This window comes from Geobacter sp. DSM 9736, assembly GCF_900187405.1.
In the GTDB taxonomy this organism is placed as follows: domain Bacteria; phylum Desulfobacterota; class Desulfuromonadia; order Geobacterales; family Geobacteraceae; genus DSM-9736.
This window is the reverse complement of sequence record NZ_LT896716.1, coordinates 1,264,719-1,279,614: the sequence shown is the minus strand read 5'-3', so window position 1 is coordinate 1,279,614 and position 14,896 is coordinate 1,264,719. Positions and strand designations below refer to the sequence as shown.

Below are 14,896 nucleotides of genomic sequence, written 5' to 3'. Positions count from 1 at the left end.
TCCCACTGTCTCTAAAGGAGGAGCTAATGGCACGACCGCTTCGGCTGGAGTTTCCCGGTGCGATTTACTACGTGATGTCTCGCGGCAACCATGACCAGCGGGTTTTTCTATCCGATGATCATCGCGAGGCTTTTCTGGATATACTTGATTCGACGGTGCGGCGGTTCAATTGGGTCTGCCATGCGTACTGTCTGATGAACTCACACTATCATCTCATAATTGAAACACCCGATGGAAACCTCTCGAAGGGGATGCGACAGGTAAATTCCGTATACACTCAATACTTCAATCGCACAGAAAAGAAAAGCGGGCACCTGTTTCAGGGAAGGTTTAAATCGGTCCTTGTAGAAAAGGGCCCGGACCTGCGGGATGTTATTCGATACCTTCTTCTCGATCCTTTGCGAGAGCGTATCGTGAACGAAATCGAAATGTATGCCTGGAGCAGCTATCGTAGCACCTGTGGAATGGAACTCCCACACAAGTGTCTGGATATGAAGCGTATACTCAAAGTTTTTGAAGGTGAAGATGCCGCTGGTTCTTTCCGCGAGTATGTTCTGGCAGGTATGCAGGGAGAGAACCCATTGCGGCGAGTAAAGGGACAGGTGGTGCTGGGAAGTCAAGATTTCTGCACAAAGCTTGAGCCCCTACTGAAGAGCCATATGGATGTTAAGGAGATACCTGTCTCCCAGAGGCTTGTCAACCGGCCGGAACTGGCAGCTCTGTTCGAGTCGAGACGGGAGCTGGAGCGGGACACGAGGATACTGGAAGCGGTAGAGCGATGGGGATATTCACAGAAGGAAGTTGCTGATTTCCTGAGACTGCACTACTCAAGCATTTCGCGCATCCTTAAAAAGTGCAGCACCCTTCAGGCGGCAATGCAGCGGTCACGCGCAGAAGAGGCTTTTATGAAAACGCCGGAGCCGTCACGGGAAAAAAAGAGGCGGGTTGCGGCTGGTAGCAGCAAAAAAGAGAAGGGCGAAAAGGATCAGGGTAGGGAGAAGGTCACGTCCGACCAGCTCTCCCTCTTCTGATACAGTGATAATGCCTTAGGTGTATGAAAATCCGACTACGGCACCCTTATCTCATAAAGCACTGGCCATAATTTGCCTGTTACAAATATACGGTCCGATGTGCTGTCCCAGGCGATGCCGTTCAGCACAGCCTCCGGGTTCTGATGTCGTACGGCCGGTGCGAGCGCGGACAGGTCGATGGAGCCTCGCACGATCCCCGTCTGTGGATCAATACGAACAATCCTGTCGCTATGCCAGACATTGGCCCAGATTTCCCCCCGTACCCATTCAAGTTCATTCAGTTGGGCTACTGGCACCCCTCCCTCGGTGACCTGTACCGTATGTTCCACTCGGTTAATTTCAGTATTTATGAAACGAAGGGAACTCGTCCCATCGCTCAGGATCAGCAGGTTTCCGTCACTAGTCAATCCCCACCCCTCCCCCTCGTAGGTGAATGTGCCGCTACGCTGCAGAACCGGAAGGTCATATATATAGCCGGTCTGACCTTCTAGTGTCGCTTGATACAGCCTGTTCCCTAGTCTCGCGATACCTTCTCCGAATGCCCCGAAAAGAGCTTCCTGTTGAATGACCTGCCCGCTTTCGATGTTTACACGTCGAATGGAAGATGTTCCGTAGCCTCCGGTACTTTCCCATAAAAAACCGTTTTCAAAGAGAAGGCCCTGAGTAAACGCAGAGGAGTCATGGGGATAAGTCCGAAGGACCTCAACCGGTGCAGGTCGCGACGGGCCGGGTGCAGTATCGTCCAAAGTAGCGGCTTCGGATGCAGGGCTTGCCGGTGCTGGGTTTACCGATGTGGGACCTTCCGATGTGGGAGACGGTCCAGTCGGTTCATTATCTGTAGAGACGTCACCATTAATATTCTGCACCACTTGAGCCCCACCCCCTCCTGATCCGCACCCTGAAAGTAAGAGTACCCATAGAATTAGAATTTGCACTGCAGCCGCCATATTCATTACCTCCCGTGTCTAATCGTACTATCTTTTGATCGAAGTGCATGACTACATGACACTGGTAATGAGTATATCATTTGTAACCAATAATACTTTGTAGATATCGTATGTGTAACAAAGGCAAAATTGACTACTAATGAATGGTTCTAATTATTGACATAAGCAAAGGCATTGCACGTTATAATTAAAGCTAATATTTACTGTTAGGTGAAGTTAGAAATTGACTAAATCAACACCTCGGGTAGACTTTGGAAGTATGAACTGGGAGCCGATCACAATCGATGAATTTGCTGAGTACAGCCGCGCAAACGGTATGAAGGTGGAATTGATAGACGGCGTGTGGTGGGCGCAGGTTAGGCCGTTCTTTTTCAGACCTCTCTTTCCGTTCTCGGAAGTCGATCCCTCCGTGAACCGATATCCGAGAGGCTCCTGCATCGGGGGTATCATTCATGCGGTACCTTCTCGGGTCTCGGCTAACTCGCAAATTAACCTGCTAGTTTACGATGAATTGCAGAGCTATTCCTTTGAGAAGCTGAATGAAAAACAGAGATGGCTAACAAAGAAGGGGCTAAAAAACTTCGAGGTGAGGCAGGTTACGGACATCATGGAGTTCGTGGAGGGGGCGTACGAACCCTACGTCGAGTTCTACCACCGCACCAGGCACAGTTACAAAAAAGAGAGGCTTATAAAGAATCAGTTCTACTCATGGGCCAAGATCCTTTTCGAAAATCCAAAAGTTTTAATACTTGGCGTGTTTTATCAGGAAAAACTGTGCGCCATCGATATTTCGCTCTATATAGAAGATGTTATTTATGACGATATTTTCTTTTCTAATAATGAAAGCCAGAAATTCAAGATTACCGATTTTATTCTTCATACAAAAAGAGAGATGGCTGCAATGACCAACGCGAAATTCATCTTCAGGGGGCTGCCTACAGGGAAGCCTTCTTTGGATGAATCCAAGATCATAAGAGGGTGCAAAATTCTGCAACTGCCCGGTAACTGCAGGATCAATCCCCTTGTCCTGCAGGGGGCCAAGCTGTTTATGAAGGAAAGTTACAATAAACTTATCGGGCTGACTGAAACGCCGGCTGCGGCTTGTATTCGCGAACCTGCCTCTTGAGATTTCTTCCATTTTAATGCCTTCCAGGCAATGCCTGTTCCCTTTCTGCGATTGCACATCTTGAATGATTTATGCGAACGCTTTTGTCTCTTGCCGAGTCCGGCTCACGAGTGGTATAAAGAAAAGGTCTTATGACCACAGGTATGCCTGTGGTTTTTTATGTGCCTATTACCCCCATGGCCGCAGTTAATTGCGGTTTTCGAGGAGCAAACCCGTGAAACACCTGCAGAGTCATCATTCATCCCGTCCTCTTCTTGTCGCTTCCCTAGTATTATTTCTTGCTGCTGTTGCTTCAGGCTGTGCCCAGGAGAATCAGCAGTCGGCTCGGGCAGGTGAAGATGCCGTCGTAAAGAACGCCAGTGGTGGTGAGAAAGCATCTACACTGGAAGCCGCAACGCAGGCAGTAAGAAGTTCTGCAGTAGGCACTTCAGCCAAACAGGAAGCTGCGCAGGCAGAAACGACAACTGGGGCCAGTACAGGTGGCGGAGCAGCCGCTACTGCGCCGAAAAGGAAGTACAACGCTGGTGAAGATCCGGAGTACGCAGAGAAGTCCGGTTGGCCGGTGAAAGGTCCTGAACCGTTGCCCGGATCAATTCTGCCGAAGAAGCGTATTGTGGCATATTACGGAAATCCTCTTTCCAAGCGCATGGGAGCTCTGGGGGAATATCCGAAGGATGAGATGCTGCGCCGCCTGAAGGGAGAGGTTGTGAAATGGGAAAAGGCGGACCCGTCGCTTCCGGTACAACCTGCCTTGCATCTCATTGCTGCTGTGGCACAGGGTGCTCCCGGGAAGGCCGGGAAGTATAGGATGGTGATGCCGGACAAGATTGTCAACGAGGTGTATGGGTGGGCGAAGGAAGCCAACGCCATCATGTTCATAGATATTCAGACCGGCCACGAGAACCTCAGGACGCTCCTCCCCCGCTTCGAATGGATACTCAAGAACCCGGACGTTCACCTTGCAATCGATCCGGAGTTCAACCTCATCAAGAGCGGAAAGATTCCTGGTAGCAAGATTGGTACGTATGATGCGGCGGACATCAACTTCGCATCGGAATACCTGCAAAAGCTTGTGAAGCAGTACAAGCTCCCCCCTAAGGTTTTTATAGTCCACCGTTTCACTCGCAATATGGTGACAAATTCAAAGCTGATTCAGCTTCGCCCCGAGGTTCAGCTTGTTATGCACATGGACGGATGGGGCGCTCCCTGGCTCAAGAGGGACTCCTACAGAGATTACATAGTTTCGGAGCCTGTCCAGTACACGGGGTTTAAGCTCTTCTATCACAACGACACCAAAAAAGGGGATCCGCTCATGACACCCCAGGACCTGCTGCGGCTCAATCCAAAGCCGATTTACATACAATACCAGTAATTCAAAAAGAGCCCGCTTCTGCGGGCTTTTTAAATAGTCATTTCTGTGGAGCATTGACCTGTGCTCCGTAGCCATGCAAGTTCAGCTATACTATACGCCTTACGTAATGCGAGGTAACAGGATGCCGGCAGCCGTATTTGATGCGATCCGGGGGAATATCGAGACACTTCTTGGTGGAGCTTCTGTTTATCTCGAAGTGATCGAGGGGGAGCGTGGGGAATCGGAGATACAGACTATCAGGGAACGGTTCATTATTGATGAAATCGCATACACCTTCACGGCTCGCCGAAGCGAACTTCCATTTACCCGCACAGAGGTAGCTTTCTGCCGTGAACTGATGACCGCGTTCGCTGCAATGTTCACCGGTTTTCGGCAGGAAGGTTATGCTGCTCACTTCAGGACTGCATTGCTGGCTTCGATTATGGATATCACGGTTGCCCGCTCGCTGAGAGGTGACCGCAGAAAGGGCTTCTGGCCAATCCAGCAGCTGATCCAGCTTCTAAAGAACCTGTCTTACCAGAGATACGAAGGCAAGCCTGCAACGAGCGGCTTCATTGTCCACCGTACAACACTCCCCGAACTTCGCAGGCTGATTGAATCGCGAGGGCACACGTTGATCCCTTTGCAACCGTACCAGTCTATCTCACCGAATTTTTTCAACAACCCTCTCGCGTATCGTTTCGTGGATGGAAACAGTCTTTTTTTTGTCGCAAATGTCGCTATGCAGGTGACGGGACTATTGCGTACGAGCAGCGACCAGGTCAGCGACGATGTCGAGCGGTTGACGTATCGTAACATTTTTTCCTTCATCAGGAATGCGGGGAGCGGTGCGTTTGCCATAACTGTAAATGATTCATCCGAAATCGAGGTTCTTCTGAATCCGGACAAACTGCTCGTGAGACGGAAGGGCGTCTGGGCGGTTTTCGACCCGGATATCTTCCGCTCATTTCTTGGTGGCACACTCGACCAAAGTGCTGCCGACGATCTGCTTTGGACAGCGTACGCTCTTTCTAAAATACGGCATGGCACTGTTATTTTGATTCTTGAGCGGGGAGCGAAGCACCTCGAAGGTTTAAAGAAGGGTTCGGTCGGAGGGGATGATCCTGTAGGAAGGCTTGTCGTCAGCCGGGTGAAAGGCAGGAAAATCGGTGAGCTGAAACGTGCAGGAACTCTTTTGCGAATTCTTTCTTCGGACGGAATGACGGTTTTCAACAAGGGGGGGAAGCTTGTCGAGACTGGCTTCATCATCGACACATCCCATGCCCGGGAGGTAGTAAGTGGAGGCGGAAGGACCACGGCAGCCTGCGCTGCATCAATATTCGGGCGGGTGATCAAGGTCTCGCAGGATGGTCCTATCGAACTATATCAGGATGGCAGGCAGGTCTACCGGTTCGGTTGAGACTCCTGCTGATCCGCCCGGAGCCGGTGCTGGATTACAGCATGAACTCCTTCAGCAGCATGCGCATTCCTTCGGTGGTCTCCCTTGCGACTGCTTCGTTACGCTCTTCGGGGGTGAGCATCTGCTGGATGTACCTTCTGGCCCGTTTACGGCTGCCAGCTATCGCTTCCGACATTTTGCACAGCACCCCAACCGGAAGTCCGTTTCTATATCCTTCCACCAGCCGTTTTATCTCGTCCCGCTGCTGTTTGTTACTCCAGGATTTGTAAACCGATGCACCAAGGTCATCATTCATGAACATAATATTCCTCCTTTTGCAGGCGAACATTACAATAGGATGAGTTCATCGTCCAGCAGAAATTCGAATGGTCCAGAAACTAAAGAAGGCAGCTCAAACAGCCGCCTTCTTGAAGCAGACCCTTCCATGGAAGTCTTACAGATGTGGCCGACGAGTGATACGCCCACCTCCAACGAGGCCTAGTATCAGCATTATAATGGCTACTGCTATGAACAGGAAGAATAGTATCTTTGCGATGCCGGCTGCTGCAGAGGCTATCCCTGCAAACCCGAAAACCGCGGCTACTATGGCAATGATGAAGAAGACAGCTGCCCAGTACAACATCCCCATTCACCTCCCTTTCTAACCTATCCTTACATTTTGGATTATATCATTCCACACGCCAGCACAACCGCCCAGCAATATAAATTTGTAAGATGTAGTCAATATATCGACTTAAAACATTATCTCTTATTATCAGGCTGCATTCACTAGGCAGTCTATTGGAGTAATGCACGCATTGAGACGCTTTGCCATATTTTTTCTGCAATCCCTGTAACAGTCAGCCAGCAGAAGGCTCCGCATGGGGTCGCCATAAATTCTCCATGGTCCTTGGCAAGTGAAAGGAAGATTTATCCGCCCCATAAACGCGAGTACATCCTTCAGCGGGTAACCTAGAAGCACTCCTATTTCATGTGGAAAGCAGGTTTTGTTTACTCTTCTTTTCAATATGTCCAGAACGTGGGGGATGGAGCCAGGATTGTCGTAACCACATTCCGTTAGCACGCGCTGAACCGGTATTGCGTCAAGTATGTTTTGCATTTGCTTGCTATTGAAAACAAGCAGAAGTAGCCTGTTATCCTCTTTGCAGAGCTCAACTACATTGAGTTCAGTTTCCGCCATCAAATCTGCTCCGTGAAGCTCCCAAAGAAGTAGAAGATTCGTACCGCAACGACGCGTCCGTCCAACGATATTTAAGAGATTGGCGGGTTTTACTCCAGCCACGACTTCAGCGCAGTTCATTGCCAAAAAGGAGGCGAGACAGTCACGACCTTGGGGGAATCTGCCGGCGAGGTCGCTCCAAGATGTATTTCGTCCGGGGTTAATCCTGTGGTTAACTTTCATGCAATGGCTCCTCGTGAAAATGAAAGTATTTTTCATTTACAATAGCCGCGATCAAATGTCAATAAAAAAGGCGGCAAGTATTGCCGCCTTCCAGTGTGATCATTACCGGTGATGGGTAAGACGGTGGCCTGCCGTCAGGCCCAGAATCAGCATGATCACCGCCACTGCCAGGAACAGGTAGAACAGGACCTTGGCTATGCCGGCTGCTGCGGAGGCAATGCCTCCAAAGCCGAAAATAGCGGCGATGACGGAGATGATGAAAAATATTACCGCCCACCTTAACATTTTCTCTCACCTCCCTTTTCCTATGCTGCCGTTACCTCCTTTTCCAGTAAATTTTCTGACCACACAGTCTAAAGTATATCACTATCATCCAGCACTTCATGTCCATCTAAGCTATCGGGTGTGGCTGGACAGGCTTGAGTTTCCAAATTTCGTTGTTGTACTCGGCGATAGTACGATCAGTTGAAAATTTACCGCTATGGGCGGTATTGAGAATGCTCATCTGGCTCCATCGATCTTTATCACGGTAGCTTTGGGATACCAGCTGCTGCGTGTCGACGTAGCTGCGGAAATCTGCCACAGTTACCCAAGGATCCCGGGGGCTTGTGATGGAGTTGATCAGAGGATCGAAGATTCCCGGTTCGAACATATTGAAGTAGCTGCTCTTTAGAAGCTGAATTACCCGCGCAAGGTCGGGGTCACCGTTGATGGTTCCCGATGGATCATAATGCTTACGGAGGTTCTCTACCTGAGCTGAGTCAAGACCAAAACGAAAGAAGTTCTCTTCGCCTACTTCTTCGAGAATCTCAATGTTGGCCCCATCAAGAGTCCCTATTGTCAATGCTCCGTTCATCATGAACTTCATGTTGCTGGTACCCGATGCTTCCTTGCCAGCGGTCGAAATCTGTTCGGACAAGTCAGTGCCGGGGCAGATGACTTCCAATGCGCTCACGCGGTAGTTGGGGAAAAAGACCACCTTCAGGAGATCGCCGATTTCATCATCTTCGTTGATGACCTTGGCAACGTTATTTATCAGTTTGATGATCAATTTCGCCATGAAGTAGCCAGGGGCGGCCTTCCCGCCTATCAGGACGCAGCGGTTCGTCCAATCGGCAGTGTCTCCCCTTTTGATTCTGTCGTACAGGTGAATAATATGGAGAACGTTCAGGAGTTGGCGCTTGTACTCATGGATTCGCTTTACCTGGACGTCGAACAGAGCATCGGGGCTGAGTGTTATCCCGCATTCCGACTTCACGAGGGCGGCCAGCCGCTCCTTGTTTTGACGCTTTACACTGTGCCATCGTTCCCGGAGTGCCGCATCGCCTGCGTGATCTGAGAGCCGTAGAACCTCACTCAAGTCTGCTATCCACTTGTCCCCTATGGTATCGGTAATGAGAGAGCTCAATCGTGGGTTGCACAATGCCAGCCACCGCCGGGGAGTTGCTCCATTTGTTTTGTTGTTGAATTTCTTTGGCCACAGTTCGTAAAAGTCTCGAAAAAGACCTTCTGTCAGGAGTCGGGAGTGCAGTTCCGCGACGCCGTTTACTGAAAAACTTGCCGCTACCGCAAGATAAGCCATCCTCACCTGCGGTGTTTCTCCCTCCTCGATGATAGACATCCGACGCAGTCTCTCGTGATCACCTGGCCACCGGTGCGCGACTTCCCGAAGGTATCGTGCGTTGATTTCGAATATTATGTCGAGAATTCGCGGGAGAAGTTGCCGGAATAGGTGTACCGGCCATTTTTCAAGCGCTTCCGGAAGCAGGGTGTGGTTAGTGTACGCCATTGTTTCGCTGGTTATTTCCCAGGCCTGATCCCAGCCCAATCCATGCTCGTCCATCAGCAGCCGCATCAGTTCAGGAACAGCGCAGCTTGGATGGGTGTCGTTGAGTTGAAAGCAGTTCATGGAGGCGAAGTCGTTGAACCCGTTTTTATGTAACGCTTTCCAGCGTGCAAGCACGTCCTGCAGGCTGGCGGATGCGAGGAAGTACTGCTGACGGAGGCGCAATTCCTTTCCGTTTTCACTTGCATCATTAGGGTAAAGAACCATGGTTATGTTTTCAGCAGCATTCTTTGCTGCCACTGATTCGGGATAGCTCCCGGCGTTGAACTCGCCAAGATCAAACTCGTCCGTGGCCGCGGCTTTCCAAAGTCTAAGGGTGTTGACAGTTCCGTTCCGGTAACCTGGTATAGGTACATCATATGGGACTGCGAGCACATCCTTAGTGTCGACCCAGCGAACTGCCGTGCGACCGTCACATGTCTGATAGAATTCGCTGCGACCGCCGTAACACACCCGCTGTGTGTATTCCGGTCGTGCCACTTCCCACGGATTTCCTTCTCGGAGCCAGTGATCCGGTTCTTCTACCTGTTTCCCGTCGTCTATTCTTTGGCGGAACATCCCGTACTCATATCGGATTCCATAACCCATAACCGGTAACTGAAGCGTAGCGCAACTATCCAGGAAGCAGGCGGCCAGTCGTCCCAGGCCTCCGTTACCGAGTCCTGCGTCATGCTCAGCGTCTGAAAGTTCTTCCAGGATTACGCCTAGCTCATGGAGCGCAATGGAAGCGGCATCCGTCATGCCCAGATTCAGCATAGCGTTGCCGAGAGTCCGACCCATCAAAAATTCCAGTGAAAGATAGTATGAGTGCTTGCACTTTGACTCCAGGTGCGTATAACGTGTGTTCTTCCACCGTTCTATAAGCCGGTCACGGACAGTAAGCGCCAGTGCAAGGTACAGGTAATAGACTGACCTGCAGTATTTATCCCTTCCCAGGTTGTAGGCGAAGTAGTGGCGGAAGGCGGTACGCAAAGAAGGCGCATCCATCGGCAGTGAAGGGAGTTCGGCCAATGCTGAGGCAGCCGCGAGTGAACCTTTCTTTTTGGCGGTCATAGGGTCTCCTGCGGCATCACGCGATACCGCTGCGGTATGGATTCTTAGGCATTCTCTCTTCTTCGGCGCCTCAGGCGACTACTTTACTTAGCATTGATAGCGAACGATCCAAAAGAAGAACATGACCCCTTAGGCGCATGTTCGTCAATAGGTTGATCGATCCCCCGCAGCCAAATAGGATGAAGTTGATCTGTAACCCTTTGCTGGATCTCCCGAAAATATTCATGCTCCTCAGTTCTGAAATATTAATTACAGTGTAGCAGATTGTTAGAAGTCTGTGCGGCAGCGCATCCTGCGACTGATCCGGTTTTGCTCCCCTCAGGATTCGTGGTTGACAAAGTCAGTGTGGGTGCAGGATACTCATGAAGCAAATGACGGGGTGAATGATGAATGATCTTATGTTGGTTTCGACTGTGACTGCTGCTGCCGCAGCTGCTCTCGCTCTTGTTATGGCTTTAGCACTCAACTACGTAATTCGTGCCATTGTCGAAACGCATGCCTTCTGCCGCCATGAAGAATGGAGGAAAAAAATTCTTCTTGCGTGGAGGCGATAATTCAGGTTCAGCCGAGACGAGGGGTTCGGAGCAGGTTCTGATTAATGATCCGCCTGACTTTCCTGCCGCTGCTGGAACTGCCGGTTACATCCTATGGGGAAATGGCAGGCGCCGGTACCTGAACCTGCCGGGAAATTAACTTCCCCCCGCTCCTTCTGTGCCGTAGCCTGTGAATTTTTCCAAGTCTCCGCTCGCGCCCTCAGGCGTGTTTTTTCCATTTTTTCGTGCTCTTCCTTGATCCCCTTTTTTCTTTCCCTAAATACATCCTCCGCCTACCTGTAAGAGATGGATTTTCATTGAAGCTCTGGAACAAGCCGTGATGCACTATTTTTTCATGAAAATGTGTAAACCGGTTGCGAATCAGTGAGAAAAAGGTTAAAACAAAACCTTTCGTAAACCGATATTGCAGGTGAGAATGAATTTCTTAATCCACCTTTTTCTCTCCGGGACAAATCCCGATATTATCGTCGGTAACTTCATGGGCGATTTTGTGAAGGGAAGGGTGGGTACCGATTATCCTTTAGATTTAAGGGCGGGTATCATACTCCACCGCCGAATCGACCGTTTTGCCGAGAGCGACTTGGTTTTCCGCCGAAGCCGCTACAGGCTGTCATCACGGTATGGACTGTACAGGGGCGTGCTGGTCGATCTCTTTTATGATCACTTTCTTGCCAGGCAATGGGATAAATGGTCTGACAAGCCGCTAGAAGGATATTTGCTTTGGGTTCGAACCCAGGTGGAGGGGCGGGCATTTATGCTTCCGGAACGCCTGCGCCCGATCGTTCCCCTTATTTTCGGGGAATTGATCCCCTCATATACTGAGGTTTCCGGAATTGCTCGAGCATTGGAACGGATGTCACGTCGAGTGGCGAGGGTGAATCCGCTGGCTCAAGGGCATCAAGAGCTGGCGCGCAACTATGATGAACTGCTAGAGGATTTTCAGGAGTTCTTGCCGAGAGTGATCGATTTCGCGACAGATGAGAAAACAAGGTTGATCAATGGGAGTTAGCATGACTGTTTTGACATTTAGTGCTTTCATGTTAGGAAGATAAGAGCGCGATATGCTGCTTGCGGGAGGAGTGGATGATATCAGATTGTGAAACCGAGGCAGGGCGGGAGTTTGCCCGCGCCCTCAAATCGCTGGATGCTGATGATACGCTTACGGCATTGGCGCACATAGAAAAAGCGCTTAAGCTACATGATCGAATCGAGTGGTGGTCGTACCTTGGGTACTGTTCCGCACGAGAGCGTGGACAGTTCCGGAAGGGACTGGATCTTTGCGCACGGGCGGCTGAGCTCGATCCCAACCCTGTACATTTCCTCAACATGGGCAAGATCTACCTAATACAGAATCAAAAGGCTGAAGCTCTGGAAGCTTTTAGGGCCGGTCTTGCTCTCGGTGACAATGAGGATATACGGAACAGGCTCGAAGAGATAGGGACACGGAAGCCACCCGTTTTGTCATTTATGTCTCGCGATCATCCCCTAAACAAATTCCTCGGCCGTTTCCTGGGTCGCCTCGGTTTGCGCTAAGACGTTCTCGCGCCTGCCGGGGCTGACTTTTCCCCCTCGAATTTCCCCGTTGTTCCTCATCTGGATTAGCTACCCGTCTCTCCGTTAGTTGTAAAGGGTTCTGTCTCGCCTATACTAAAATTACCAGCTGTTGATCGCCCAGAGTAATGATACCTGGAAGGAGGGGTCATGACGCCGAGAGGACATAGGATAAGTATGGAGGAAAAAGGTCAGAGAGCGACCCGCAGTACTGATGTCTATCATACTGAAGCTACCTCCAAACAGGCTGCCCGGTGCTCCCGATGCAAAGCGATTTACTGGAACAAGCGCTGGTATCTCGATGAGGAACAGTTTTCGGTAACCAGCCGGGGAGTCATCAGACACTCGATTGTCTGCCCGGCATGCCAGCGAATGCTGGACAATAATCCTGCAGGCATAGCTACGTTCCGAGGTGATTACCTGATCCAGCATGAAGACGAGATACTTAATACAATTAAGAATACAGAGAAAAAGTCCCGCATGAAGAATCCGCTTTCACGGATTATGGAAGTAGTCCAAGAAGGAAATGTCCTCACAATTTCCACCTCCGATGATAAACTTGCACAAAAGATAGGGCGGGATGTGTTCAAGGCACACAGCGGTGACCTTCAATATCTGTGGAGTCACGAGCACAACTTCGTCCGCGTGCTATGGAGCAGGCAGCAGTAGGTATTCCGTGCGCTCGGTTTTTGTGACAATGGAGCGTGTAGCGATAAATGACTGCGGGAAGTGCTGAGGCAGAGTCCATGGCTTTATTCCTTGAAGCTACGGGGCTTTTTGAGTATACTGCCCCGGATTTTTTCATTGTCGAGTGGGGGAGGACGTATCTGTGATTGATTTTTTGGGGGATTGGAAGCGGTCTGATTACTGCGGGATGCTGACCCGAAAAGACGTGGGTAGGGAGGTTGTGCTGATGGGGTGGGCTCTCCGCAGGCGCGACCACGGTGGAGTAATATTCATCGACCTCCGTGACAGGGAAGGCGTGGCGCAAGTGGTCTTCGATCCCGAGAAATGCGCGTCTGCCCACGTGAAGGCTGAAGCAATACGCAACGAATATGTTGTGGCGGTACGTGGGACAGTCGTACCTCGCCCTGATGGGACTGTTAATCCGAAAATGCCCACAGGTGAAGTGGAGGTTCTCGTCACAGAGTGCAAGCTACTCAATCGATCCAAGGCACTGCCATTTACTCTGGACGGCTATGTGGACGTGGCGGAGAATCTCCGCCTGAAGCACCGTTATCTTGATCTCCGTCGCCCTGCGCTGCAGAACAACATCATCCTCAGATCCAAGGTTGCCCAAGTGACCCGGCAGTATCTGACGGACAACGGCTTTCTCGAAATAGAAACTCCTTTTCTCACTAAATCAACGCCGGAGGGAGCTCGTGATTTTCTTGTTCCCTCACGTATCAATCAGGGGTCGTTCTACGCCCTTCCGCAATCGCCTCAGATTTTCAAGCAGATACTTATGATTTCCGGGTACGACAGGTACTTCCAGATCGTACGCTGTTTCCGGGACGAAGACCTGCGTGCGGATCGCCAACCGGAATTCACACAAATAGATTGTGAAATGTCATTCATAGACAGGGATGACATTATTCGTGTAATGGAGGGGCTCATGGCCCTCGTTTTCCGTGAAGCGAAAGGGGTGGAAGTTGAGTTGCCCATTGAACGAATGACTTATTCTGAGGCGATCCGCCGTTTCGGTGTCGACAATCCCGATCTCAGGTTCGACCTTGAACTTGTTGAACTGTCAGAGACAGTAAGGAACGCCGGCTTCAAGGTTTTTGCCGAGGTTGTTGCTTCAGGTGGCATTGTCAAGGGCCTGAACGCAAAGGGTTGTGCCCGCTTCTCGCGTAAGGAGATCGATGACCTGACGGAATTCGCAAAAATATATGGTGCGAAGGGTCTTGCTTACGTGAAGATAGAGCAGGGAGAGTGGCATTCACCTATTGCCAAGTTTTTCACCGCTGACGAAATTGCTGCCATGAACGAGAAGTTCGGTGCCGAAGAGGGAGATCTGCTGCTGTTTGTAGCAGATAGACCGAAGGTGGTGAATGACTCCCTTGGAAAGCTGCGGAACCATCTTGCCGCAATTCTGGGTCTTGTGGACAAGGAGACCTACCGCTTCGTCTGGATTACGGATTTTCCACTTCTCGAATGGGACGATGAGGAGAAGAGGTGGGCGGCGGTACATCATCCCTTCACTGCCCCTATGGACGAAGATCTGGAGTTTGTAGAAGCGGACCCCGGACGATGCCGTGCTAAGGCTTATGACCTTGTGCTGAATGGTAACGAGATCGGGGGGGGCAGTATCAGGATCCACCAGGAAAAGATTCAGTCCCTCATGTTCCGCATGCTGGGGCTCTCAGATGAAGATGCCCGAAGCAAGTTCGGCTTTCTGCTTGATGCACTCGAATATGGTACCCCGCCCCACGGGGGTATTGCCTTCGGCATGGACCGCTTAATCATGCTACTCACCGGCAGTGACTCCATCCGTGACGTCATTGCATTCCCGAAAACCCAGAAAGGGGCTTGTCTCATGTCGGAGGCTCCTTCCCGGGTAGATGATAAGCAGCTGCGCGAACTGGGTCTCAAATTATCGGTTAAATAGCCCG

General features: G+C 50.7%; 16 protein-coding genes. 9 read left to right on the top strand and 7 right to left on the bottom strand.

All coding sequences use genetic code 11. The features are described from left to right. Window positions 1-26: 26 nt before the first annotated feature. Window positions 27-1,031 carry a transposase gene (locus tag CFB04_RS06075; protein WP_157698733.1) on the top strand — a complete coding sequence of 335 codons (1,005 nt, stop codon included), beginning with the start codon at window positions 27-29 and terminating at the stop codon, window positions 1,029-1,031. A 35-nt stretch (window positions 1,032-1,066) separates the two neighbouring features. Here CFB04_RS06075 and CFB04_RS06070 read toward each other — a convergent pair whose 3' ends face one another. After that, complete coding sequence (locus CFB04_RS06070; RefSeq protein WP_197692580.1) at window positions 1,067-1,900, bottom strand: glutaminyl-peptide cyclotransferase; 834 nt, start codon at window positions 1,898-1,900, stop codon at window positions 1,067-1,069. 337 nt (window positions 1,901-2,237) lie between these two features. Here CFB04_RS06070 and CFB04_RS06065 point away from each other — a divergent pair, with 337 nt between their 5' ends. The 3 genes from CFB04_RS06065 to CFB04_RS06055 all read left to right on the top strand — a co-directional run bounded on the left by CFB04_RS06065 (window position 2,238) and on the right by CFB04_RS06055 (window position 5,875). After that, window positions 2,238-3,104, top strand: a complete 867-nt coding sequence (locus CFB04_RS06065) for a hypothetical protein (RefSeq protein ID WP_088534443.1) — start codon at window positions 2,238-2,240, stop codon at window positions 3,102-3,104. A 214-nt stretch (window positions 3,105-3,318) separates the two neighbouring features. Further along, window positions 3,319-4,476, top strand: a complete 1,158-nt coding sequence (locus tag CFB04_RS06060; RefSeq protein WP_231934394.1) for a hypothetical protein — start codon at window positions 3,319-3,321, stop codon at window positions 4,474-4,476. A gap of 121 nt (window positions 4,477-4,597) precedes the next feature. Beyond that, the gene (locus CFB04_RS06055; RefSeq protein ID WP_088534442.1) at window positions 4,598-5,875 is read left to right on the top strand and encodes a hypothetical protein; all 1,278 of its coding nucleotides are present in this window, start codon (window positions 4,598-4,600) and stop codon (window positions 5,873-5,875) included. A gap of 34 nt (window positions 5,876-5,909) precedes the next feature. On the opposite strand, the gene CFB04_RS06050 is transcribed toward CFB04_RS06055, so the two are convergent. From CFB04_RS06050 to CFB04_RS06030, 5 genes are all read right to left on the bottom strand, one after another. Continuing rightward, entirely contained in the window at window positions 5,910-6,176 is a 267-nt protein-coding gene (locus CFB04_RS06050; protein WP_231934392.1) for a hypothetical protein, read from the bottom strand. A 132-nt stretch (window positions 6,177-6,308) separates the two neighbouring features. Beyond that, window positions 6,309-6,497, bottom strand: a complete 189-nt coding sequence (locus CFB04_RS06045; RefSeq protein ID WP_088536717.1) for a DUF1328 domain-containing protein — start codon at window positions 6,495-6,497, stop codon at window positions 6,309-6,311. A 132-nt stretch (window positions 6,498-6,629) separates the two neighbouring features. Beyond that, window positions 6,630-7,277, bottom strand: coding sequence for a DUF3793 family protein (locus CFB04_RS06040; protein WP_088534441.1), 648 nt, complete (start codon window positions 7,275-7,277; stop codon window positions 6,630-6,632). A 102-nt stretch (window positions 7,278-7,379) separates the two neighbouring features. Further along, the gene (locus CFB04_RS06035; protein WP_088534440.1) at window positions 7,380-7,562 is read right to left on the bottom strand and encodes a DUF1328 domain-containing protein; all 183 of its coding nucleotides are present in this window, start codon (window positions 7,560-7,562) and stop codon (window positions 7,380-7,382) included. A gap of 106 nt (window positions 7,563-7,668) precedes the next feature. Further along, window positions 7,669-10,176 (bottom strand): glycogen/starch/alpha-glucan phosphorylase, encoded by a 2,508-nt coding sequence (locus tag CFB04_RS06030; RefSeq protein ID WP_088534439.1) that lies wholly within the window; start codon window positions 10,174-10,176, stop codon window positions 7,669-7,671. A gap of 383 nt (window positions 10,177-10,559) precedes the next feature. Here CFB04_RS06030 and CFB04_RS17845 point away from each other — a divergent pair, with 383 nt between their 5' ends. After that, window positions 10,560-10,730: a hypothetical protein gene (locus CFB04_RS17845; RefSeq protein ID WP_157698732.1), complete on the top strand. Its 171-nt coding sequence runs from the start codon at window positions 10,560-10,562 to the stop codon at window positions 10,728-10,730. Window positions 10,731-10,771: 41 nt separating this feature from the next. On the opposite strand, the gene CFB04_RS17840 is transcribed toward CFB04_RS17845, so the two are convergent. Beyond that, window positions 10,772-10,948, bottom strand: coding sequence for a hypothetical protein (locus CFB04_RS17840; protein WP_157698731.1), 177 nt, complete (start codon window positions 10,946-10,948; stop codon window positions 10,772-10,774). Window positions 10,949-11,145: 197 nt separating this feature from the next. Between CFB04_RS17840 and CFB04_RS06025 the strand changes: the two genes are divergently transcribed. The 4 genes from CFB04_RS06025 to aspS all read left to right on the top strand — a co-directional run bounded on the left by CFB04_RS06025 (window position 11,146) and on the right by aspS (window position 14,892). Continuing rightward, entirely contained in the window at window positions 11,146-11,739 is a 594-nt protein-coding gene (locus CFB04_RS06025; RefSeq protein WP_088534438.1) for an ACP phosphodiesterase, read from the top strand. A gap of 74 nt (window positions 11,740-11,813) precedes the next feature. Beyond that, a complete protein-coding gene (locus CFB04_RS06020) occupies window positions 11,814-12,263 on the top strand; it encodes a hypothetical protein (RefSeq protein ID WP_088534437.1) in 450 nt (149 codons plus the stop codon). Between the two features lie 168 nt (window positions 12,264-12,431). Next, complete coding sequence (locus CFB04_RS06015) at window positions 12,432-12,950, top strand: BCAM0308 family protein (RefSeq protein ID WP_088534436.1); 519 nt, start codon at window positions 12,432-12,434, stop codon at window positions 12,948-12,950. A gap of 160 nt (window positions 12,951-13,110) precedes the next feature. After that, window positions 13,111-14,892 carry an aspartate--tRNA ligase gene (aspS, locus tag CFB04_RS06010; RefSeq protein WP_088534435.1) on the top strand — a complete coding sequence of 594 codons (1,782 nt, stop codon included), beginning with the start codon at window positions 13,111-13,113 and terminating at the stop codon, window positions 14,890-14,892. Window positions 14,893-14,896 lie beyond the last annotated feature (4 nt).

Coding starts and splice junctions, on each gene's coding strand:
- CFB04_RS06025 (WP_088534438.1), top strand. CDS start 11,146: ATGAATTTCTTAATCCACCTTTTTCTCTCCGGGACAAATCCCGATATT.
- CFB04_RS06020 (WP_088534437.1), top strand. CDS start 11,814: ATGATATCAGATTGTGAAACCGAGGCAGGGCGGGAGTTTGCCCGCGCC.
- CFB04_RS17840 (WP_157698731.1), bottom strand. CDS start 10,948: ATGGAAAAAACACGCCTGAGGGCGCGAGCGGAGACTTGGAAAAATTCA.
- CFB04_RS06045 (WP_088536717.1), bottom strand. CDS start 6,497: ATGTTGTACTGGGCAGCTGTCTTCTTCATCATTGCCATAGTAGCCGCG.
- CFB04_RS06065 (WP_088534443.1), top strand. CDS start 2,238: ATGAACTGGGAGCCGATCACAATCGATGAATTTGCTGAGTACAGCCGC.
- CFB04_RS06015 (WP_088534436.1), top strand. CDS start 12,432: ATGACGCCGAGAGGACATAGGATAAGTATGGAGGAAAAAGGTCAGAGA.
- CFB04_RS06040 (WP_088534441.1), bottom strand. CDS start 7,277: ATGAAAGTTAACCACAGGATTAACCCCGGACGAAATACATCTTGGAGC.
- CFB04_RS06030 (WP_088534439.1), bottom strand. CDS start 10,176: ATGACCGCCAAAAAGAAAGGTTCACTCGCGGCTGCCTCAGCATTGGCC.
- CFB04_RS06035 (WP_088534440.1), bottom strand. CDS start 7,562: ATGTTAAGGTGGGCGGTAATATTTTTCATCATCTCCGTCATCGCCGCT.
- CFB04_RS17845 (WP_157698732.1), top strand. CDS start 10,560: ATGATGAATGATCTTATGTTGGTTTCGACTGTGACTGCTGCTGCCGCA.
- CFB04_RS06075 (WP_157698733.1), top strand. CDS start 27: ATGGCACGACCGCTTCGGCTGGAGTTTCCCGGTGCGATTTACTACGTG.
- CFB04_RS06050 (WP_231934392.1), bottom strand. CDS start 6,176: ATGTTCATGAATGATGACCTTGGTGCATCGGTTTACAAATCCTGGAGT.
- CFB04_RS06055 (WP_088534442.1), top strand. CDS start 4,598: ATGCCGGCAGCCGTATTTGATGCGATCCGGGGGAATATCGAGACACTT.